Below are 18,356 nucleotides of genomic sequence, written 5' to 3'. Positions count from 1 at the left end.
GTGACGATGACGACCTCCGTCTGGAGAGGGGATGCGCAGTCCGGAACCGGTGCACATCGGGTATGAGCGTAGAGCGATGCTCACCCTTCGCGCACCGGGACTTCGGCGGCGGAAAGCGGCGGGCCCGGGCCCGGGGTCCCACTGACCGGATGATCTCCACCGATCCGTGTCATCCTGGATGCCGGAGCCCGGCGCTCCGGTACCGACCAGGGGAGGCACCGACGTGACCGACGGCTGGAACTGGCGCCAGCCTCAACCGCCGCCGTCCGCAACGCCTGGAGCGTCGGCCGGGTCGCCGTGGTGGTCCGACGCGCTGACTGATCCGTGGCGGGATCCGTACGCACCGTCGGCGGTGGTCGTGCCCACCGCCCCGGTCAGCACCGGGCCGCAGCCCGAGCCTGTCGTCAATCCGGACGCGCCGCGCCGGTCGATGACCCCGGTGCTGCTCATCTGCCTGGTCACCGCGTTGCTGGCCGGTGGTCTCGGCGGCACGCTGGGCTTCGTGTTCGCCACCCGCAGCGGCGTCGGCGGCGGCACCCAGCTCGGCGGCACGCCGCTGGCCGCCCCGTCGGCAGCCCAGCGGGCCCCCGATTCGCTGGCCGGTGTGGCCAAGCAGGTGCTCCCCAGCGTGGTCACCGTCCGGGTCACCGGCGCGATCGGTTCGGGCTTCGTGATCTCCCCCGACGGCTACGTGGTGACCAACGACCACGTGGTCGAGGGCGCGAACGATTCCATGTCGGTGTCCTTCAGCGATGGCTCCACTGCCTCGGCGACCGTGGTCGGGCGGGACCCCGAATCGGACATCGCAGTGATCAAAGTCGCAAAGAAGAGTGTGACGGCTGTCTCACTTGGCGACTCGGACTCCATTGCTGTCGGTGACCCTGTGCTCGCTTTCGGTTCGCCGCTGGCTCTGGTCAACACCGTCACCTCCGGCATCGTGAGCGCCCTGGACCGCACCATTCAGGCCGGCGACCCGGGCGGCACGGTCCGCTACTACGCGGCCATCCAGACCGACGCGGCGGTCAACCAGGGCAACTCCGGTGGCCCGCTGGTCGACGCGGCCGGCCGGGTGGTCGGCATGAACTCGGTGATCCGGTCCGTCGGCGGCAGCGACACCGAGGCCGGCAACATCGGCCTGGCCTTCGCCATCCCGATCAACCAGGCCATGCGGGTCGCCCGCGAGATCATCGACCACGGCAAGGCCCGCCGCACGGTGATCGGCGCCGAGGTCTCCACCGGTGGGACCTCCGGCTCCGCGGGCTCGTCCGGGGCCCGGCTGCGCTCGGTCCAGCCCACCGGTCCGGCGGCCACGGCCGGGCTGAAGTCCGGCGACGTGATCACCAAGATCAACGGTCACCTGCTGGAGGACGGCACCGACCTGATCGCGCTGGTCCGCAAGTACGCCCCGGAATCGGTCGTCGCCGTGGAATACCGGCGCGGCACCAAGACCCAGACGGCTTCCGTGACCCTGGCGGCCGACGCGAAGTGAACCGTCCTCATGGGCGGGCGGCGCAGACACAGAGTGCGTGCGTACTCTTGCTCAGGTACGCGACGAGGGAGGTCCGCGCGTGTTCGAGAACCTCAACTGGTGGGAGATCGGCGCCCTGCTGATGCTCGCGCTGCTGATCTTCGGTGAGCGCCTGCCCAAGGTGATCGGTGACGGCCTGCGGATGCTGCGCGGCCTGCGGGCGATGGCCCAGAACGCCACCACCGACCTGAGCCGTGAGCTGGGCACCGACATCCAGCTGCAGGACCTGCACCCGAAGGCGTTCATCCGCAAGCATCTGCTGAGCGAGGACGACGAGCAGGCCATCCGCAAGCCGTTGCAGGGCCTCTTCGAGGACGTCAAGAGCGACCTGAACGGCGTGAAATCGGACCTCGACGAGGTCGCCTCCGCCGCGGACCTGAAGGCACAGAGCAACGGCGCCGCGGTGGAGAAGTCCACCCCGGCGCCGCGCAGATTCGATCTGGACGCTACGTAGGCCCTACTTGCGGGCGTTGACCAGCAGGCCCAGCGGCTTGCCGACCAGCGACTCCCGCCGGATGGCGAGCCGGTCCGCGACCGCGTCCAGCGCCTTGGCCGCCGGTGACTCCGGGTCGGCCAGCACCACCGGCGTGCCGGCGTCGCCGGCCTCGCGGACCCGGGTGTCCAGCGGGATCTGACCCAGCAGCGGCACCGAGGCGCCCACCGTCTTGGTCAGCGAGTCGGCCACCGTCTGGCCGCCACCGGCACCGAAGACCTCCATGCGGCTGCCGTCGGGCAGCTCGAGCCAGGACATGTTCTCCACCACGCCGACGAGCCGCTGGTGGGTCTGCTGGACGATCGCCCCGGCCCGCTCGGCCACCTCGGCCGCGGCCATCTGCGGCGTGGTCACGACCAGGATCTCGGCGTTGGGCAGCAGCTGGGCCAGCGAGATGGCCACGTCACCGGTGCCCGGCGGCAGGTCCAGCAGCAGCACGTCCAGGTCGCCCCAGAAGACGTCGGCGAGGAACTGCTGCAGGGCCCGGTGCAGCATCGGCCCGCGCCACACCACGGCGGCGTTGCCCGAGGTGAACATGCCGATCGAGATGACCTTCACGCCGTGCGACTGCGGCGGCATGATCATGTCCTCGACCCGGGTGGGCCGGCCCTCGACGCCGAGCATGCGGGGCACCGAGTGGCCGTAGATGTCGGCGTCGACCACACCGACCGACAGCCCGCGCTGGGCCAGGGCGGCGGCCAGGTTGACCGTGACGCTGGACTTGCCCACGCCGCCCTTGCCGCTGGCCACCGCGTACACCCGGGTCTTGGAACCCGGCTGGGCGAACGGGATGACCGGCTCGGCGGACTCGCCGCCGCCGCGCAGCGTGGCCTGCAGGGACTTGCGCTGCTCCTCGGTCATGACGCCGAAGTCGATCTCCACGGTGGTGATCCCGGGGATCGCGGTGACCGCGGCGGTGATGTCGTTGGTGAGCTTGTCGCGCAGCGGGCAACCGGCGACGGTGAGCAGCAGCTCGACCTTCACACCGGACCCGGCGACGGTGAAGCCCTTGACCATGCCGAGCTCGGTGATCGGGCGGCGGATCTCGGGATCGTCGACGGTGGCGAGGGCCGCCTGGATCGCGTCCTCGATGGTGGGGGCTGGTGCGGACATGACGACCATGCTACGTCGCACTCAGGTCCGCTCCTCCTCCCACTCCTTACGTTCCAGCTTCTGCCGTCGATGGGCAGCCTCGTCGAGTTCGTCGGCGAGCCGGGCCAGCTCCGAGCGCAGGAAGTCGCGGGTCGCCACCTCGCCGACGGCGATCCGCAGCGAGGCGATCTCGCGGGCCAGATACTCGGTGTCGGCCTTCTGCATCGCCGCGCGCCGGCGGTCCTCCTCCATCGTCAGGCGGTCCCGGTCGGCCTGGCGGTTCTGCGCGAGCAGGATGAGCGGCGCGGCGTAGGAAGCCTGCAAGGACAGGATCAAGGTCAGGAACGTGAACGTGTACGGGTCGAAGCGCATGTCCTTGGGCGCCAGGGTGTTCCAGGCGAACCAGGCGCCGATGATGATCGTCATGTAGACGATGAACTTCGCCGTGCCCATGTACCGGGCGATGCTCTCCGACCAGCGTCCGAAGGCCTCCGGGTCGAAGCGGGGCAGGCGGACCCGGCCCGGCTCGATCGGCTGGTCGAGACGGTCCCGGCGCGGCTCGGTCATGAGCCCGTCTCCGGGTGGGCCTGGCGCAGCAGCGCCTCGGCCTCGTCCTTGGCGTCCTGGGCGTCGCGGTCACGCCAGTCGCGCGGCAGCGAGTGGTCCAGCACGTCGTCCACGGTCACCGCCCCCACCAGCCGGTACGCGGTGTCGACCACCGGCATCGCCACCATGTCGTAGGTCGCCATCCGCCGGGTGATCTCGGTGAGGTTGGTCTCGGGCGTCAGCGGATCTATGTCCGTCTCGATCAGGCCACCCAGGATCGACGAGGGCGGCTCACGCAGCAGCCGCTGGAAGTGGACCATGCCGAGATACTTGCCGCTGGGGGTGGCCGAAGGTGCCCGGGCCACGAAGACCTGGGCGGCGACGACCGGGGACAGCTCCGGCTCGCGGATCCGGGCCAGCGCCTCGGCCACCGTGGTGTCCGGGGTGAGGATCACCGGTTCCGAGGTCATCACCGAGCCGGCGGTGCCGGGGGTGTAGCTCATCAGCTGCCGCACCGGCGCCGCCTCTTCCGGCTCCATCAGGTCGAGCAGCACGGCCTGCTCGGCCTGGGGCAGCTCGGCGAGCAGGTCGGCGGCGTCGTCCGGGTCCATCCGTTCCAGGACGTCGGCGGCGCGTTCCCGGTCCAGCTGGATCAGGATCTCCACCTGGTCGTGCTCCGGCAGCTCCTCGAGCACGTCGGCCAGCGTCCGGTCGCTCAGCGCCGCGGCGACCTCGTTGCGCCGTGCGTCGGCGAGATCCTGCAGGGCGTTCGCCATGTCCGCGGGCCGCATCTGTTCGAGCAGGGCGACGAGATTGGAGGTGCCCTGGGTGTCGGTCGGCCCGACCAGGCCGCGGATCCGGTCGTACTCCACCTGGTACGTGTGCCCGCGCCGGGCCAGCCGGCCGGTGTGCTGGCGGACGGCCACCCGGGTGATCAGCCACTCGTTGTTGCGGTTGAGCTCCATGCCCAGGTCCACGACCGTGCCGGTGGTGCCGGGACCCTGCCGGTCCTCCGGCTCGACCGTGACCCGCCGGTCCAGCACCTCCTCGAGCACCAGCAGCTCGTTGGGCCGCTTCTCGAACCGGCGCAGGTTGAGCATGCCGGTGCTGAGCACGACGGCCTCGGCGTCCATCGAGGTCACCCGGCCGATCGGCAGGAAGATGCGGCGGCGCAACGCCATCTCGGCGACGAGACCGACGACCTGCGGCGGCCTGTTGGTGGTGCGTAACCGCAGCACGGCGTCGCGCACCCGGCCGACCCGATCGCCGTTGGGGTCGAAAACGGGCAGCGCCGCGAGCCGCGCCAGATAAACCCTGCTCCCCATGGTCACCGCACCAGCCTAAGTTAGCGTCGAACCATGTCTACCGTGGCGTACGAGATCGTCGACGTGTTCACCGACCGCCCCTTCGCCGGAAACCCGCTGGCCGTGGTCTTCGGCGCCGAGGCGCTGGCCGGCGACCAGATGCAGACACTGGCCCGGGAGTTCAACCTTTCGGAGACAGTCTTCGTGCTGCCGTCGACGGCAGGTGCGACGTACCGGGCGCGGATCTTCACTCCGGAGACGGAGCTGCCGTTCGCAGGCCACCCGAGCGTCGGCGCCGCCGTGACCTCGGTCCGGCGCGGCCTGGCCCAGCCGGGGCAGGTGGTGCAGGAGTGCGGCGCCGGGATGCTGCCCATCACGGTGGGCTCGGACGTGGCGACGCTGACCGGCGGCAAGCCGACGCTGGGCGCGCCGCTGCCGGCCCGGGACCTGCTGGATCTGGTGGGCCTGACGGCGGACGACTTCGCCGGGGCGGCGGCGGAACCGGCGGCGGCCGGCTGCGGACTGGAATTCGTGTTCCTGCCGGTGCGTCGGGAAGCGTTGGCCCGCGCGTGGGCCGACCCGGCGCGAGCCCGCGCGCTGGGCGTGACGGGCATCAGCGTCTTCGCCTGGGAGCAGGCCGTGCGGACGGCGTACGTGCGGGTGTTCTGCCCGGGTGTGTCGGTGCCCGAGGACCCGGCGACCGGCTCGGCGGCCCTGGGGCTGGGCGTGTGGCTGGTGGCCCGGGGCTGGCTGCCGGAGGAGGGGACGACGTCGTACACGGTGCATCAGGGCATCGAGATGCACCGGCCGTCCCTGCTGGAGTGCACGGTGACGGCGACGGGTGGCGCGGCGACGCTCGCCACGGTCTCCGGCCATGTGATCCCGGTGGCCCAGGGCGAGATCAAGGTGCCACCGTTCGTGGGCTGACCGCCGGGTCTTGCGAGCACGCAGCCGGCAGGGTGGGCTCGGCCGTTCATGAGCCGCCAGGCGATTGGCCGGGCCCGCCCGGGGCCCGCGGGAGCGACGGCTCGCACCCCGACGGACCTGGGACAGCAAGCCCTTGACCTTGGTCTTTCGGGCGGTCCGCCTACGGCTTGCGCTTGCGTACGCGGTGCAGGCGGAACGGGCGACGGACCTTGATGCGCGCCGGGGTCTCGCGCGGCGGCTCCGCCTGCGAGCCGGTCGGCAGGTGCGGGGCAGCGACGGGCTCGTCGACCGGAGTCAGGCGCAGGACCGCGCAGCCGGTCTCGGCCCAGCGCGCGACCAGTTCCTCAGCGGTGCCGCTCGCGTTGAGGCGCTTGCCGGCAAGCTGCGGGGCGATCTCGGTCCACTCCTCGGAGCCCGGGGTGAGCCGCTCGACCTGCGCTTCGACGATCACGATCAGGCCGCCGTTGTCGCCGCGCAGGCGCACCGAGGCGCGGCTCGCCTCGGCCAGACCGGGTGCGGCCTGCTCGCCGGGGCCGCAGACCAGGATGAGTGCGCCGTCGAGCGGCATGACCCACAGGGCGAGGGACGGGCCGCCGGGTGCGTTGATCCAGGCGATGCCGGCCTTCTTGATCGCCTCAGCCACGAGCTCGGTCGTCACCCGGTCATCCTCGCACGCGGCCCGGCCGGCGCCCGGCCGCGTCCGCGAGGGCTTGATGCATCCTGCATGCAATCAGGTCAGGGCGGGTACGGGATCAAGCAGATCCAGCACGGCGGTCAGCGACGGCACGCTGGGCCCGGCGAAGTCATCGTCCGCGTCGAACACCAAGTGGTCGGCCAGGTCGGGAGCCGCCAGCCGGACGGCGGTCATCCCGACAGCAGCGGCCCCGGTGAGTTCGCGGCTGCCGCCGTCACCGATGTACAGGCAGTCCTCGGGGGCCACCCGCATCCGCCAGCACGCCTCCAGATAGATCAGCGGGTCCGGCTTGCACCGGCCGACCTCGACGGAGAAGACGTTCACGTCGAGCAGCGGGGCGATCGGCATGCTCGGCAGGAAGGCAGGCAGTTCGTGGGTGCAGTCGCTGATCAGCGCGGTGCGCAGGCCACGCTGCTTGACGGCCCGGAGAACGCTCTCCGCGTCAGCACGCAGCCGCGTGTCCGCCTTCAGCGCATCGACCCGGGCCGGCACCGCGGCCTGCAGCTGGGCGGTACGCGGCCGGCCCCCGGCCTGCTCGGTCACCCAGCGCAGAGTCGCCTCGGCCGACCCGAGATCACCGCGGGCCCGGACCTGGAACGTACGATCCAGGACGCTCAGCACCGCGTCGGGATCACAGCCCAGCGCCCGAGCGATGTCGGCGTGCTGGGGCCCCCTCCGCACGGAACGGGTCAGCGTGCCGAAAAAGTCGAACACGACCGCTTGGAACGCGGGCATCGAAAACCACTCTCCTGAGGGATTGACGGAAATGCATCGGCGGCGAGCGTAACGACTGGCTCACTTTCCGCTCAACTGAGGTCGACAAACTGTGATGTGTAGGTATGCAAGAAGCGACGGCGAGGGATGAATATGCAGTCACCCCGCGAACGGCCTCCGTGGCTGACCGGGGCGGCCCTGGCCGTGGCGGTCCTCGCCGTCTCGACCTCGGCCCCACTGATCGCTTTCGTGGCGGCTCCGGCGCTGGCCGTGGCGTTCTGGCGCAACGGCCTGGCCTTCGCCGCGCTGACGCCGATCACAGCCGGCCCGCGCCGGGCGGAGCTGGCGACCCTGCGCAGCCGCACCGGGCTCTTCGCGGTCCTGGCCGGGGTGGCGTTGGCGCTGCACTTCGCGACCTGGATGCCCAGCGTGCAGCTCGGGTCCGTGGCCACGGCCACGGCGCTGGTCGCGACCCAGCCGGTCTGGCAGGGACTGATCGCGATGGCGCAGGGCCGGCGCCCGTCGGCGGCCGGCTGGACGGGCATCGGCCTGGCCGTGGCGGGCACGGTCTGGGCGACCGGACTCGACATCGGCGTTTCGGCGCAGGCCGTCCTCGCGGATGTCCTGGCCCTGCTGGGCGCGATCGCCGCGGCGATCTACACGGCGTTCGGGGAACGGGCCCGGTCCCGGCTGAGCACCACCACGTACACCTGGGTCTGCTACGGCACCTGCGCGGCGATCCTGCTCGTGGTCTGCCTGGTGGCCAGGGTGGAGCTGCACGGCTACGACGGCCGCACCTGGGCGGCGATCCTGGCTCTGGTGGTCGGCGCCCAGCTGCTCGGGCACTCGATGTTCAACTACGCCCTCGAACGGACCTCGGCCACCAAGGTCAGCGTGCTGATCCTGCTCGAGGTGCCCGGCGCGGCCCTGCTGGCCTGGGCCTGGCTGGGGCAGACACCGCGGCTGGTGGCCCTGCCGGGGCTGGCGCTGCTGATGCTCGGGGTGGCTGTCGTGGTGCTCGGCGGCAGCCGGGAGCGGCGCCGGACCACGGCCTCGCTGGCCGACGTGGCGGATCCCACCCCGCGCTGACGCCCGGCTCTCCTCGTTGAACCTGGCGAACTACCGCCGCGCGCGGTAGAGAGGTGGGATGAGATGCGCCGCTGTCGATACCGGCTCTGCTGCCTGCTGCTCGGGGCGGTGCTCGTGACCAGCTCCTGCGGTGAGCCGGAGATCCCCGAGCCCGGCCTGACCGGAGGCTGGATTACGGCCGGCTGTGAGTTCTCCCGCCGCCCGGCGACCGTCACGATGGGCGGGCGGGTGCTGCCGGCGACACCCCCGGAGCTGGAGGCGGCGATGGCCCGCATCGACGCGGGTGGCCGCGCCGAGCACGCCGGCAGCTACGCCGGTCTGGAGGTCGACCAGGAACGGGTACGCGCGATCGTCCACCGGGTGCCGTCGGCCGCGTTCGACGACTTCATCCGGCAGAGCGCCCAGGACACCTGCATCGTGGTCCGCGACACGGCGCACAGCCTGGCCGAGCTCACCGGCTGGCACGACCGGATCGTCGCCGACCTCGATGCGTGGCAGGCCGACGGCGTCCGCATCTCCAGCGTGGTGGCCCGCCACGACGGCCGGGGCGTGGAGATCGGCACCCGCGACGTCGAGCGGGCGCGCGAGGCCATGCCGCGGCGTTACGGGCGGACCGCGCCGCTGATCTTCGTCGAGCAGGGCCCGGTGGTCCCGCTGGCCGAGCCCGGCGTGCCGACCGCGCCCCAGCCCGGCGGCTGAGCCCTCAGCGAGCTCAACCCGGCGGCTGAGCCCCTCAGCAGCTCTCAGTAGGTGCTGCCGGAGTCTCTGACCAGGAAGATGACGAAGACGGCGATGCCGAGCACCGCGATCGCGGTGACGACCCAGCCGACGATGATGCCGGCCAGCGCCAGGCCGGCCCCGCCCGCACCCGTGGCGCGAATCCGGCTGCGGGCCACGTGGCCGAGGATCGCACCGACGATGCCGAGCAGCCCGCCGATCGACCAGAGGCACAGGCCGGCCACCCCGGCGCAGGACACGACCAGGGACGCGATCGCCAGGCCCTCGGTCGGCCGGGCCGGCGCGTACGGATAGCCCTGCTGGGAGTACGGGCTGCCGGAGTTGCCGTAGTCGTAACCCGGCGCGGGCGGGACGCCGTACCCCTGGATCTGGGGTGCCGGGTAGTCGTAGCCGTACTGCTGCGGGTTGGGCGGGGGCGGTTGATACGCCTGGATCGGCGGATCCGGTGGTGGCGGATAGGTGCCGTCCGGTCCGGGCGGCGGTGGATAGGTCATGACTGCCTCCGTCCGGCGCTGCATCTGCGCCCGCCAGAATAGGCGGCCGTGTCACGGCGCCGCGCACACCGCGTGCCTGGTTGTGCGCGGTGTGCGGTCGCCGCGCGCCACGGTGGTCCGATGTTTGCCCCGGCTCGCGGGAGCGGGCAGGATCGCCGCATGGTCTTCGACGCCCGTACCGCCAGCGGCAGCCGCTCGAGGCGGGACGCCACCCGCCCGGCGGCCGGCCGCCGGCCCCGGTCTGCCGCGCCCAGTTCCGAGCCTGAGCAGGACCTGGGGCCCGATCCGGTCGCCGAGTCCGGTTCCGCCCAGGACGACCCCGTGACCGAGCCGGAGGAGGGCCCCGTGACAATGCGCCTGGACGGAAAGGTCGCGCTGGTCACCGGCGCCGGCAGCCCGGACGGCATCGGGTACGCGACCGCGCGCCGGCTACGCGACCTCGGTGCCCGGGTGGCGATCGTGTCGACCACGCGGCGCATCCACGAACGCGCGTCCGAGCTGGGGGTCACCGGTTTCGTGGCCGATCTCACCGACGAGGCCGAGGTCGGTGCGCTCGCCGACGCGGTCCTCGACCAGCTCGGTGACGTCGAGGTGCTGGTTAACAACGCGGGCCTGGCCAGCCGGACCAGCCCCGAGGTGCTGCGCCCGGTCGCCCAGCTCACGTACGACGAGTGGCGCGCCGAGATCGACCGGAACCTGAGCACCGCGTTCCTGTGCAGCCGAGCGTTCGTGGGCGGCATGTCGGAGCAGGGCTGGGGCCGCATCGTGAACCTGGCGGCGACCGCGGGCCCGATCAACGCCCTGCCCACCGAGGCCGCCTACGCCGCGGCGAAGTCGGGCGTCGTCGGCCTGACCCGGGCGCTGGCGATGGAGCTGGTGGCCGACGGCATCAACGTCAACTGCGTGGCGCCGGGCACGATCTACACGGCCGCGTCCACCGTCACGGAGATCAAGCAGGGCCTCGGCACCCCGATCGGGCGCCCGGGCACGCCGGACGAGGTGGCGGCGGCGATCGCCTTCCTGTGCTCGCCCGCGGCGTCGTACATCACCGGGCAGATGCTCGTGGTCGACGGCGGCAACAGCGTTCGCGAGGCAGAGTTTCGCTGAGCACGCCGGAACGCCCGGTGGACGCTGGTCCACCGGGCGGCCGTACGTCAGTAGGTCGTGGTGCCGGACGAGCCGATCGCGAAGATCGCCACGACGATGTAGAAGGCACAGATCAGCACGTAGATGCTGGTGAAGATGTAACCCAGCCAGAGGCCGGCGGTGGCCAGGCCCTCACCGGACTCGCCGGTCTGCCGGATCTGCTTCTTGGCGACGTGCCCCATGACGATCGCGGCGGGCGCGAACACGAAGGCGAAGACCAGAGCCAGGATGGCCATGGTGTTGGTCGGCGCCTGCGGGGTGTAGGGCTGCTGCGCGTACGGCTGGCCGTAGCCGGGCTGCTGCTGGCCGTACTGCGGCTGGCCGTAGGGCTGTCCGCTGGACGGGGCACCGTAGGGCGGCTGCTGCCCGTACGGCTGCCCGCTGGACGGCGCGCCGCTGGCAGGAGCCGCATAGGGGTCCTGCGAGTAGGGCGAACTGGGGTCGTAACCCGGCTGCTGCCCGTAGGGCTGCTGGGGCTGATATGGATCCGGCGTACCACCGGGCGGCGGGTAAGTCATCAGAGGTCCTCCTCGTTCACCCCGGCACGGTACTAGCCGGGGCGTAGTCGAGGGGACCCGACGCAGGGTATCCGACCTGCCGGATCGGCTCAGGACAACTTGGTGAGCTGACCGACTGCCCGTTCGACGGCCAGGCAGCGGTCCTCGACGTAGTCCATCCCGGCCTCGGTCGCGATCCGGCGGGCCTCGGCGGAGACGATGCCGGTCTGCAACCAGACAGCGGGCGCCTTGATGGCGACGGCCTGCCGCACGATCTCCAGCGCGTCGGCGGCGGGCCGGAAGATGTCGACCAGGTCGACGGGCTCGTCCAGGTCGGCGAGCGTGGGCACGGTGCGGACCCCGAAGATCTCGTCGACGAACGGGTTGACCGGGATGATGCGCCACCCGTACCGGAGCATCTGCAACGGCACGGTGTGCGACGGTTTGTGCGGATCCCGAGAGGCCCCGACCACGGCAATGACGTTCGCCTCGGCCAGGATCTGCTGTGCACTCCTCATACCCCCGACTCTAGCCAGGCGCGGCCGGGTCACAGCAGGGTCAGTTGCTGGGGCTCAGCTTCACGGACAGTCGTGCCGGTCACTCCGTATGCCGCCGCCGGTGCCACGTTTGCGCCGGCCGTGCGGGCCTCGCCCATCGCCGCCCGGTGCAGTCCGTGCCGCCGGGCTGCCATCCGCACCCGCGCGCCGATCTCCTTCTGGAACGACTGCGGTGCGTACGAGCCGGTCCGGAACAGCTCGCGATAGCGCGGCGCCAGCTCGGGGTGCTCACGGGTGAGCCACGCCGCGTACCACTCGCGGGCGCCCGGTCGCAGGTGCAGCACCAGCGGGGAGACGCTGGCCGCGCCGGCGGCGGCGATGGCCGCGACGGTCTCCTCGATGGACTCGTCCGAGTCGGTCAGGCCGGGAAGGATCGGGGCCATCAGGACCCCCACCGAGAAGCCGGCGTCGGTCAGGCGGGCCACCGCGTCGAGGCGCCGGCGTGGGCTCGGGGTGCCGGACTCGACGGCCCGCCACATCCGCTCGTCGACGAAGCCGATCGACATCGACAGGCTGACGTCGGTGACCGTGGCCGCCTGCCGCAGCAGCTCCAGGTCGCGCAGGATCAGCGTGCCCTTGGTCAGGATCGAGAACGGGTTGGCGAAGTCGCGCAGGGCCGTCAGGATCGGCGGCATCAGGCGGTAGCGGCCCTCGGCGCGCTGGTAGACGTCCACGTTGGTGCCCATGGCGATGGGCGCGCCGGACCATCGTGGGGCGGCCAGCTCGCGGCGGACCAGCTCACCCGCGTTGACCTTGACGACCACCTTGGAGTCGAAGTCGTGGCCGGCGTCCAGGTCGAGGTACGTGTGGGTGTTGCGGGCGAAGCAGTTGTGGCTCACCACGCCGTCGGCGATGAAGTCGCCCGTGCCGGTGGTGATGTCGTAGAGCGGCAGGGTCAGGCCCAGGTCCTCGATGTCGGCCACGGTGAGCTGCGGCTCGCTGCGCACCCCGACCCCGGCCGCGTCCAGCGGTGCCCCGCTCACCCCGGTCAGGTGGCGGAAGCGCAGGGCGGCCCACAGGTCGCGGGCGACCTCGACGGAGTAGACCTCGCCGAGCTGCGGGTGCGGCGGGCGGCGGCTGGGCAGGCCGAGGTGGGTCAGGGCGTCCGTGATCCGGTCCAGGAAGCCCTGGTCGCGGCTGGTGAAGACGACGGCCAGCCGGTCGGTGTAGCCGGTCGCGCCGAACGCGCCGGCCAGGAAGCCGCGATACCAGCTGCCGGACGGGAGCTCCGGCCAGCGCAGCGCCACGTGCATCGGGATGTCTTCGAGATAGGAGTCCGCGCGGATCCAGGCGTCGCTCTCCCGGGCGCCGGCCAAGGCCCCGGCGTCGCCACGGACCAGGCCGCAGAGGTAGCCGGTGCGGTAGTCGGGGGACTCCTTCGGCGCGTCGGCGAAGCCGCCCACGCCGGACAGCCGGTCGCCCACCGCGAGGGCCGGGAGACCGGGCTCGGCCGGGCTGACGTGCCGCCAGCCGCGGTCGGTGAGGAAGCGGTGATCACCGCTGGAGACCAGGCGGGTGCCGTCGGCCAGGGTGACCCGGAAGGCCGGCTTGCTGGTGGTCCAGTGGTCGAGCACCGTGGTCGGCACATAGCGCCGGTGCGGGCCGGCGCCCATCGTGCCCAGCACCGCGTCGCCGACCTGCACCTGCGACAGCGGGCGGGTCGACCCGTCGGCCAGCAGGATCGGGGTGTCGCCGCTCAGGCAGTAGGAGCAGGCGTGCGAGCAGCCCCGATAGGGATTGATCGTCCATTCGAAGGGCACCCGGGACGCGCCGGGCACCTTGTTGATCAGGGACTTCGCCCGGATCTCGTAGAACGTCATGCCGGCGAACCCGGGCGTGTCGAAGGTGCGGACGGTCGCGCCGGGCAGCGCCAGTGGCAGGGGTGGGGCCGCCGGCGCTGCCCTGTCCGGGAGCGAGTCGTCGCCGGCCGGGGCCGACAGGTGTGACCATCGCATGGCGAAGATTCGAACACATGTTCGATCCACTGTCTACCCGCACCGGGAAGCCGTACCGGAAAGAAGTGTGGCCGGACACGAAAGCGCCGCGGACCTTCAAGGTCCGCGGCGCCGGTGACCTCGCGGGTCAGTGGTTGTGCGCGGCCAGCTGCTTGCGCACGTCGTCCATGTCGAGCTTCTCGACCTGCTCGATCAGGCTCTCCAGCGCGGACTCGGGGAGGGCGCCGGGCTGCGAGAAGACGATGACGCCGTCGCGCACTGCCATGATCGTCGGGATCGAGCGGATGTCGAACTTCGCGGCCAGCTCCTGCTGGGCCTCGGTGTCGACCTTGCCGAAGGTGATCTCGGTGTGCTTCTCCGAGGAACGCTCGTACGTCGGCGCGAAGCGGACGCAGGGCCCGCACCAGCTGGCCCAGAAGTCGACCAGGACGATGCCGTCCTTGCCGGTCACCTCGTCGAAATTCTCTGTGGTCAGCGCAACGGTCGCCATGATCTCTCCGTCCACGGGAAAAAGGCCACGGGAAATTGGCCTACGTGCGGTCCAACCTGCTCACGTCTCCAGTGATTCCCGCCGTCGGCGCCGGCGACACGTGGTCTGAGGCACCTTTTGCGGTCGCGGCGTGGACCTTGAGCGACTCAGCGTAACCCAAAGTAGGGAGAGCGCTCTCAGTTGTGAACAACCGTGTGTCGTCCAGTTTGCGCATCAGGCTGCCTCGATACCCGGTCTGAGGACCGCCTACCGCAGCTTGATAACGACGAGGTAACCACCGAAGGTAATAGGTAACAAAGTTAAATGTGACTTGGCTCACTGTTGGGAACCCTTCACATCGATACGGAGGGTAAGGCAAACTCTTTCTCAACAGAGCGTGGGCGGCGGGTGCCGGGGAGGGCCCCGCCGCTCATTGCGTCTCCCCCCAGGTGTGGCCCGCGAGCCCCTGGATAGCCTGCTCGACCATGACCGCCGAAGATCCCTTGAGCCCGGCCGCACCCTTGAGCCCGGCGGCGCCGTCGGGTCCAGCGGCACCGCTCAGCGCGGCCGCGCCGCTCAGCCCGGCCGGTCCTGAGGCGGAGTCCGAGCCCGAGCTCGAGGTCGGCGTCGGCCCCTGGCCCGGTGCCTGGCCCGCAGACCATCATTACGACCCCGAGCTGCTCGCGCAGGGCGATCGGCGCAATGTCGTCGACCGGTACCGCTACTGGCGCCGCGAGGCCATCGTCGCCGACCTCGACCGGCACCGGCACGGCTTCCACGTGGCGATCGAGAACTGGCAGCACGATTTCAACATCGGCACCGTGGTGCGCAACGCCAACGCCTTCCTCGCCGCCGAGGTCCACATCGTCGGCCTACGGCGGTGGAACAGGCGGGGCGCCATGGTCACGGATCGCTATCAGCACGTGCGGCACCATCCGACGATCGAGGAGTTCGCCGCCTGGGCGGCGGCCGCGGGGCTGCCGATCATCGGCATCGACAACCTGCCGGGCTCGCGCCCGATGGAGACGGTCACCCTGCCGCGGGAATGCGTGCTGATCTTCGGCCAGGAGGGCCCCGGGCTCTCCGCTGCCGCCCGCGCCGCGTGCAGCGCACTCTTCTCGATCGCCCAGTACGGCTCCACGCGCTCGATCAACGCGGGCGTGGCGAGCGGCATCGCGATGCATTCCTGGGTACGCGCCCACGCGGGTCCTCCGCCCGGGTGATCATCGCGGACGGCCCGGTGGGCGAACGGCTTGACCCGGTTCTGCCGATTCGCTTGACGGCGACCCGGCCGGGCCCCACCTTAAGAGGGTGGGTGTCACAGTGAGTTGCCCCCGTTGTGCTGCGCAGGTCCGGCCGCCGGACCTGATGCACAGTGATTGGCGCTGCGACAACTGTGGCGACGTCTCTCCGTTCCACGTGGCGGAGCACATCGGCCCGGAGATCCTCGACAGCGTGCGGCGGCGGGTGGCGCCCACGGTCGACCACATGCCGCTGTGGTGCCCGTGGCCGTTGCCGCCCGGGTGGATGGTCACCGGTGTCGGCTGGGCGGGCGACGAGCGTTCCGGCGTACGGGCGACGGCTCTGTCCTGCAGCGGCCCGGACCCGCTGGGCGGTGGCCCGGCCGACCTCGTGCTGATCGCCGAGCAGCCGGGCGTGGGGCTGGGGACCCGCTTCGCCGGCATCCCGGGCATCGATCCCGGCCACCTGATCACCCGGGCCCTGGGCGAGTGTGACGCGGGTGGACACGCCGGCCCGCACGCCAAGATCAGGGTCGGCGGGCACCCGACTCCACTGTGGTGCGTGAAGTCTCCGGAAGATCGCAGCGCCTATGTGAGTGAAGCCAAAGGAATGTGGCTCTATGCGGTAGCGTGGCCGGCAAGCGCGGGCTACTTCCTGGCCGAGCATGTCGTCCTGCACGACCTGTCCGACGGGGTGCCGCCCGAGCTCGTGTACGGAGCGCCGAGCCCGTACCTGCACGGCAAGGCCTGAACTCGAAGGCCTGACCTGCGGGAACGCCATCGGCTTTTCGGGCACAATGTTCACAGAGCGCAGTTGAACTGATACCGTGAGTGTTGCCGCGGCGATGACCGTCACCCGCAACGGAGGAGAAGGCCCGCCATGATCAAGAAGGTTCTCACCTGGCTTGGCATCGCATTCTTGATCTTCTTCATCGCCTTCAACCCGAACTCGGCCGCCGCGGTGTTCGAGTCCCTGGGCGACACCATCGGGGACATCGCCCGTGGTTTCGGAACGTTCTTCACCAACCTCGTCGCTTAACATCACCTGATGGGTCCTGGCGAGCCGCGGCAACCTGAAGACGAGGGTGCGCGCCGCCCTCGCGACGACGACGACACCTTCGGCTACAACGATCCGGCGTTTCGCGACGACGGTCCCGAGTACCGCCGGGGCGTGGCATCAGCCGGCCCCGGCTACTCACCCGACGCCGGCTATTCGCCGAGCGCGGGCTACGGGAGCGATCCGCGCGACGAGGAGTACCGCGACCCGGGTGAGTACGACGCCCCCGTCTTCACCGAGGAAGAGCTCCAGGGCCTAGGCGGGGAGGGCTCCGGTGTCCCGGGTGGACCCCGCCGGGTGCTGCCGCTGGAGGACGAGCCGACCACACTGGTCTCCCGCTACCTCTTCCCGACCGAGCGCTACCGCGGCGAGTGGAAGCGGCACTGGATCCATCTGTCCACTCCGCTGCTGGTCGGCATCGGCTCGACCCTGCTGCTCGGTTACCTCGCCGGCTTCCTGACCCGCCAGGAGATCGACGGCCTGGTCACCGCGGCCGTGCTGATCTGGCTCGGCGTCATGGGCTGGGTCGCCTGGAAGGTCGGCGACTGGTATTTCGACCGGTTCATCCTGACCAACAAGCGGGTCATGGTGGTCAACGGCATCATCACCCGCAAGGTCGCCATGATGCCGCTGCTGCGGGTCACCGACATGAAGTACGAGCAGTCCGCCCTGGGCCGCATGCTCAGCTACGGCACGTTCGTGCTGGAGTCGGCCGGTCAGGACCAGGCGCTGCGCGAGGTCAAGCACCTGCCCAACCCCAACGAGCTGTACCTGCGCGTCGTCGAGGAGATGTACGAGCCGCAGGCGGTCGAGGCCCGGTTGGGCAAGGACGGTGACGCGGGCGACGACGCCTGACGCTCCTCAGTGCTGCGCGGCGGCCACCCGGTAGCGTCTTCGGGTGACCAGAATCGACCGGCCCAGCATCGACCTGCACTGCCATTCGACCGCCAGCGACGGCACGCTGACCCCGGCCGAGCTGGTGGCCGCGGGTGCCCGGGCCGGCCTGGACGTGATGGCCATCACGGATCACGACACCACCGGCGGCTGGGCGGCGGCCGAGGCGGCGCGCCCGCCCGGTCTGGCACTGGTCCGCGGCGCCGAGCTCTCCTGCCGGTGGTACGGCGTGGAGCCGGCCATCCCGCTGCACCTGCTGGCGTACCTCTTCGATCCTGAGGATCCGGCCCTGGCCGCCGACCTGATCCGGCTGCGCAGCGACCGGGAGCAGCGCGCGGAGAAGATCGTCGGATTGCTCCGCGCGGACGGGGTGGACATCAGCTGGCCCGAGGTCAGCGGTTACGCGGCGGGCGGATCGGTCGGGCGGCCGCACATCGCCCAGGCGCTGATCCGGGCCGGGCTGGTCCGCACCACGAGCGAGGCGTTCGCTTCCCGGTGGCTGGGCGCCCGCTACTTCGTACCCAAAGCCGATCTTGACGTTTTCGAGGCCGTGCGGACCGTCCGGGCCGCCGGCGGAGTGCCGGTCTTCGCCCACCCGAACGCGACCGTGCGCGGCCGCATCGTGCCGGACAAACTGATCGTGGAGCTGGCCGCCGCGGGTCTGTTCGGCCTGGAGGCCGACCACGAGGACCACACGGTCGCGCAGCGCGTTCACGTGCGCGCGCTGGCCGAGGAGCTCGGCCTGGTCGTCACCGGCTCGTCGGACTTCCACGGCACCCACAAGACGGTCCGGCTGGGTGCTTTCACCACCGACCCTTCCGCGTACGAGCAGATTGTCGCGGCCGCGAGCGGCGTTCCTGTGCTGGGGTGACGGTCGCCGCAGTTCAGGGCATCGTTCCGCGCGGGCGCCTAGGTTGATCC

Annotated in this window: 21 protein-coding genes; 11 read left to right on the top strand and 10 right to left on the bottom strand. The window is 71.1% G+C overall.

The genetic code is table 11. The features are described 5' to 3' along the window. Positions 1–223 precede the first annotated feature (223 nt). Both ACQP2Y_RS43655 and ACQP2Y_RS43650 read left to right on the top strand, forming a co-directional pair. Entirely contained in the window at positions 224–1,489 is a 1,266-nt protein-coding gene (locus ACQP2Y_RS43655; protein ID WP_360822919.1) for a S1C family serine protease, read from the top strand. A 79-nt stretch (positions 1,490–1,568) separates the two neighbouring features. Further along, positions 1,569–1,982 (top strand): preprotein translocase subunit TatB, encoded by a 414-nt coding sequence (locus ACQP2Y_RS43650; protein WP_433722399.1) that lies wholly within the window; start codon positions 1,569–1,571, stop codon positions 1,980–1,982. 3 nt (positions 1,983–1,985) lie between these two features. Here the strand turns inward: ACQP2Y_RS43650 and ACQP2Y_RS43645 are convergent, their stop codons facing one another. Genes ACQP2Y_RS43645 through ACQP2Y_RS43635 form a run of 3 tightly spaced genes read right to left on the bottom strand, consistent with a single transcriptional unit; the run spans position 1,986 to position 4,984 of the window. Then, complete coding sequence (locus tag ACQP2Y_RS43645; protein WP_433722397.1) at positions 1,986–3,134, bottom strand: Mrp/NBP35 family ATP-binding protein; 1,149 nt, start codon at positions 3,132–3,134, stop codon at positions 1,986–1,988. A 21-nt stretch (positions 3,135–3,155) separates the two neighbouring features. Then, positions 3,156–3,680: a DUF1003 domain-containing protein gene (locus ACQP2Y_RS43640; RefSeq protein WP_360822910.1), complete on the bottom strand. Its 525-nt coding sequence runs from the start codon at positions 3,678–3,680 to the stop codon at positions 3,156–3,158. Beyond that, positions 3,677–4,984, bottom strand: coding sequence for a magnesium transporter MgtE N-terminal domain-containing protein (locus ACQP2Y_RS43635; RefSeq protein ID WP_433732337.1), 1,308 nt, complete (start codon positions 4,982–4,984; stop codon positions 3,677–3,679). Before ACQP2Y_RS43635 ends, ACQP2Y_RS43640 begins: the two co-directional genes overlap by 4 nt. 33 nt (positions 4,985–5,017) lie before the next feature. Between ACQP2Y_RS43635 and ACQP2Y_RS43630 the strand changes: the two genes are divergently transcribed. Continuing rightward, complete coding sequence (locus tag ACQP2Y_RS43630; protein ID WP_433722395.1) at positions 5,018–5,890, top strand: PhzF family phenazine biosynthesis protein; 873 nt, start codon at positions 5,018–5,020, stop codon at positions 5,888–5,890. 160 nt (positions 5,891–6,050) lie between these two features. On the opposite strand, the gene ACQP2Y_RS43625 is transcribed toward ACQP2Y_RS43630, so the two are convergent. After that, on the bottom strand, positions 6,051–6,548 hold the full coding sequence (locus ACQP2Y_RS43625) for a hypothetical protein (protein WP_433722393.1): 498 nt from the start codon (positions 6,546–6,548) through the stop codon (positions 6,051–6,053). A gap of 72 nt (positions 6,549–6,620) precedes the next feature. Continuing rightward, positions 6,621–7,319, bottom strand: coding sequence for an HAD family hydrolase (locus ACQP2Y_RS43620; protein ID WP_360545595.1), 699 nt, complete (start codon positions 7,317–7,319; stop codon positions 6,621–6,623). Between the two features lie 132 nt (positions 7,320–7,451). On the opposite strand from ACQP2Y_RS43620, the gene ACQP2Y_RS43615 reads away from it, so the two are divergent. Continuing rightward, positions 7,452–8,387 (top strand): DMT family transporter, encoded by a 936-nt coding sequence (locus ACQP2Y_RS43615; RefSeq protein WP_433722390.1) that lies wholly within the window; start codon positions 7,452–7,454, stop codon positions 8,385–8,387. 63 nt (positions 8,388–8,450) lie between these two features. Then, positions 8,451–9,086, top strand: a complete 636-nt coding sequence (locus ACQP2Y_RS43610; protein ID WP_433722388.1) for a hypothetical protein — start codon at positions 8,451–8,453, stop codon at positions 9,084–9,086. Positions 9,087–9,130: 44 nt separating this feature from the next. Here ACQP2Y_RS43610 and ACQP2Y_RS43605 read toward each other — a convergent pair whose 3' ends face one another. Then, positions 9,131–9,619, bottom strand: a complete 489-nt coding sequence (locus ACQP2Y_RS43605) for a DUF4190 domain-containing protein (protein WP_433722386.1) — start codon at positions 9,617–9,619, stop codon at positions 9,131–9,133. 159 nt (positions 9,620–9,778) lie between these two features. Between ACQP2Y_RS43605 and ACQP2Y_RS43600 the strand changes: the two genes are divergently transcribed. After that, positions 9,779–10,726 carry an SDR family NAD(P)-dependent oxidoreductase gene (locus tag ACQP2Y_RS43600; protein ID WP_433722384.1) on the top strand — a complete coding sequence of 316 codons (948 nt, stop codon included), beginning with the start codon at positions 9,779–9,781 and terminating at the stop codon, positions 10,724–10,726. A gap of 47 nt (positions 10,727–10,773) precedes the next feature. Here ACQP2Y_RS43600 and ACQP2Y_RS43595 read toward each other — a convergent pair whose 3' ends face one another. The 4 genes from ACQP2Y_RS43595 to trxA form a co-directional block, all read right to left on the bottom strand. After that, positions 10,774–11,283, bottom strand: a complete 510-nt coding sequence (locus tag ACQP2Y_RS43595) for a DUF4190 domain-containing protein (RefSeq protein ID WP_433722382.1) — start codon at positions 11,281–11,283, stop codon at positions 10,774–10,776. Between the two features lie 89 nt (positions 11,284–11,372). After that, complete coding sequence (locus ACQP2Y_RS43590) at positions 11,373–11,780, bottom strand: CoA-binding protein (RefSeq protein ID WP_433722380.1); 408 nt, start codon at positions 11,778–11,780, stop codon at positions 11,373–11,375. 29 nt (positions 11,781–11,809) lie between these two features. Beyond that, positions 11,810–13,774 carry an intein-containing Rv2578c family radical SAM protein gene (locus ACQP2Y_RS43585; RefSeq protein ID WP_433722378.1) on the bottom strand — a complete coding sequence of 655 codons (1,965 nt, stop codon included), beginning with the start codon at positions 13,772–13,774 and terminating at the stop codon, positions 11,810–11,812. A gap of 127 nt (positions 13,775–13,901) precedes the next feature. Continuing rightward, positions 13,902–14,264 (bottom strand): thioredoxin, encoded by a 363-nt coding sequence (gene trxA / locus ACQP2Y_RS43580; RefSeq protein WP_212986446.1) that lies wholly within the window; start codon positions 14,262–14,264, stop codon positions 13,902–13,904. A 464-nt stretch (positions 14,265–14,728) separates the two neighbouring features. Between trxA and ACQP2Y_RS43575 the strand changes: the two genes are divergently transcribed. From ACQP2Y_RS43575 to ACQP2Y_RS43555, 5 genes are all read left to right on the top strand, one after another. After that, positions 14,729–15,466 carry a TrmH family RNA methyltransferase gene (locus ACQP2Y_RS43575; RefSeq protein ID WP_433722376.1) on the top strand — a complete coding sequence of 246 codons (738 nt, stop codon included), beginning with the start codon at positions 14,729–14,731 and terminating at the stop codon, positions 15,464–15,466. 145 nt (positions 15,467–15,611) lie between these two features. Continuing rightward, on the top strand, positions 15,612–16,235 hold the full coding sequence (locus tag ACQP2Y_RS43570; protein ID WP_433722374.1) for a DUF6758 family protein: 624 nt from the start codon (positions 15,612–15,614) through the stop codon (positions 16,233–16,235). A 129-nt stretch (positions 16,236–16,364) separates the two neighbouring features. Beyond that, positions 16,365–16,523 (top strand): hypothetical protein, encoded by a 159-nt coding sequence (locus tag ACQP2Y_RS43565; RefSeq protein ID WP_015625668.1) that lies wholly within the window; start codon positions 16,365–16,367, stop codon positions 16,521–16,523. Between the two features lie 9 nt (positions 16,524–16,532). Beyond that, on the top strand, positions 16,533–17,396 hold the full coding sequence (locus ACQP2Y_RS43560) for a PH domain-containing protein (protein ID WP_433722372.1): 864 nt from the start codon (positions 16,533–16,535) through the stop codon (positions 17,394–17,396). 43 nt (positions 17,397–17,439) lie between these two features. After that, positions 17,440–18,306, top strand: coding sequence for a PHP domain-containing protein (locus tag ACQP2Y_RS43555; RefSeq protein WP_433722370.1), 867 nt, complete (start codon positions 17,440–17,442; stop codon positions 18,304–18,306). Positions 18,307–18,356 lie beyond the last annotated feature (50 nt).

The sequence above is a fragment of the Actinoplanes sp. CA-051413 genome, from assembly GCF_050955795.1.
Classification (GTDB): domain Bacteria; phylum Actinomycetota; class Actinomycetes; order Mycobacteriales; family Micromonosporaceae; genus Actinoplanes.
Note: the sequence above shows the minus strand (reverse complement) of the source record. Positions and strands in the feature narration are given on the sequence as shown.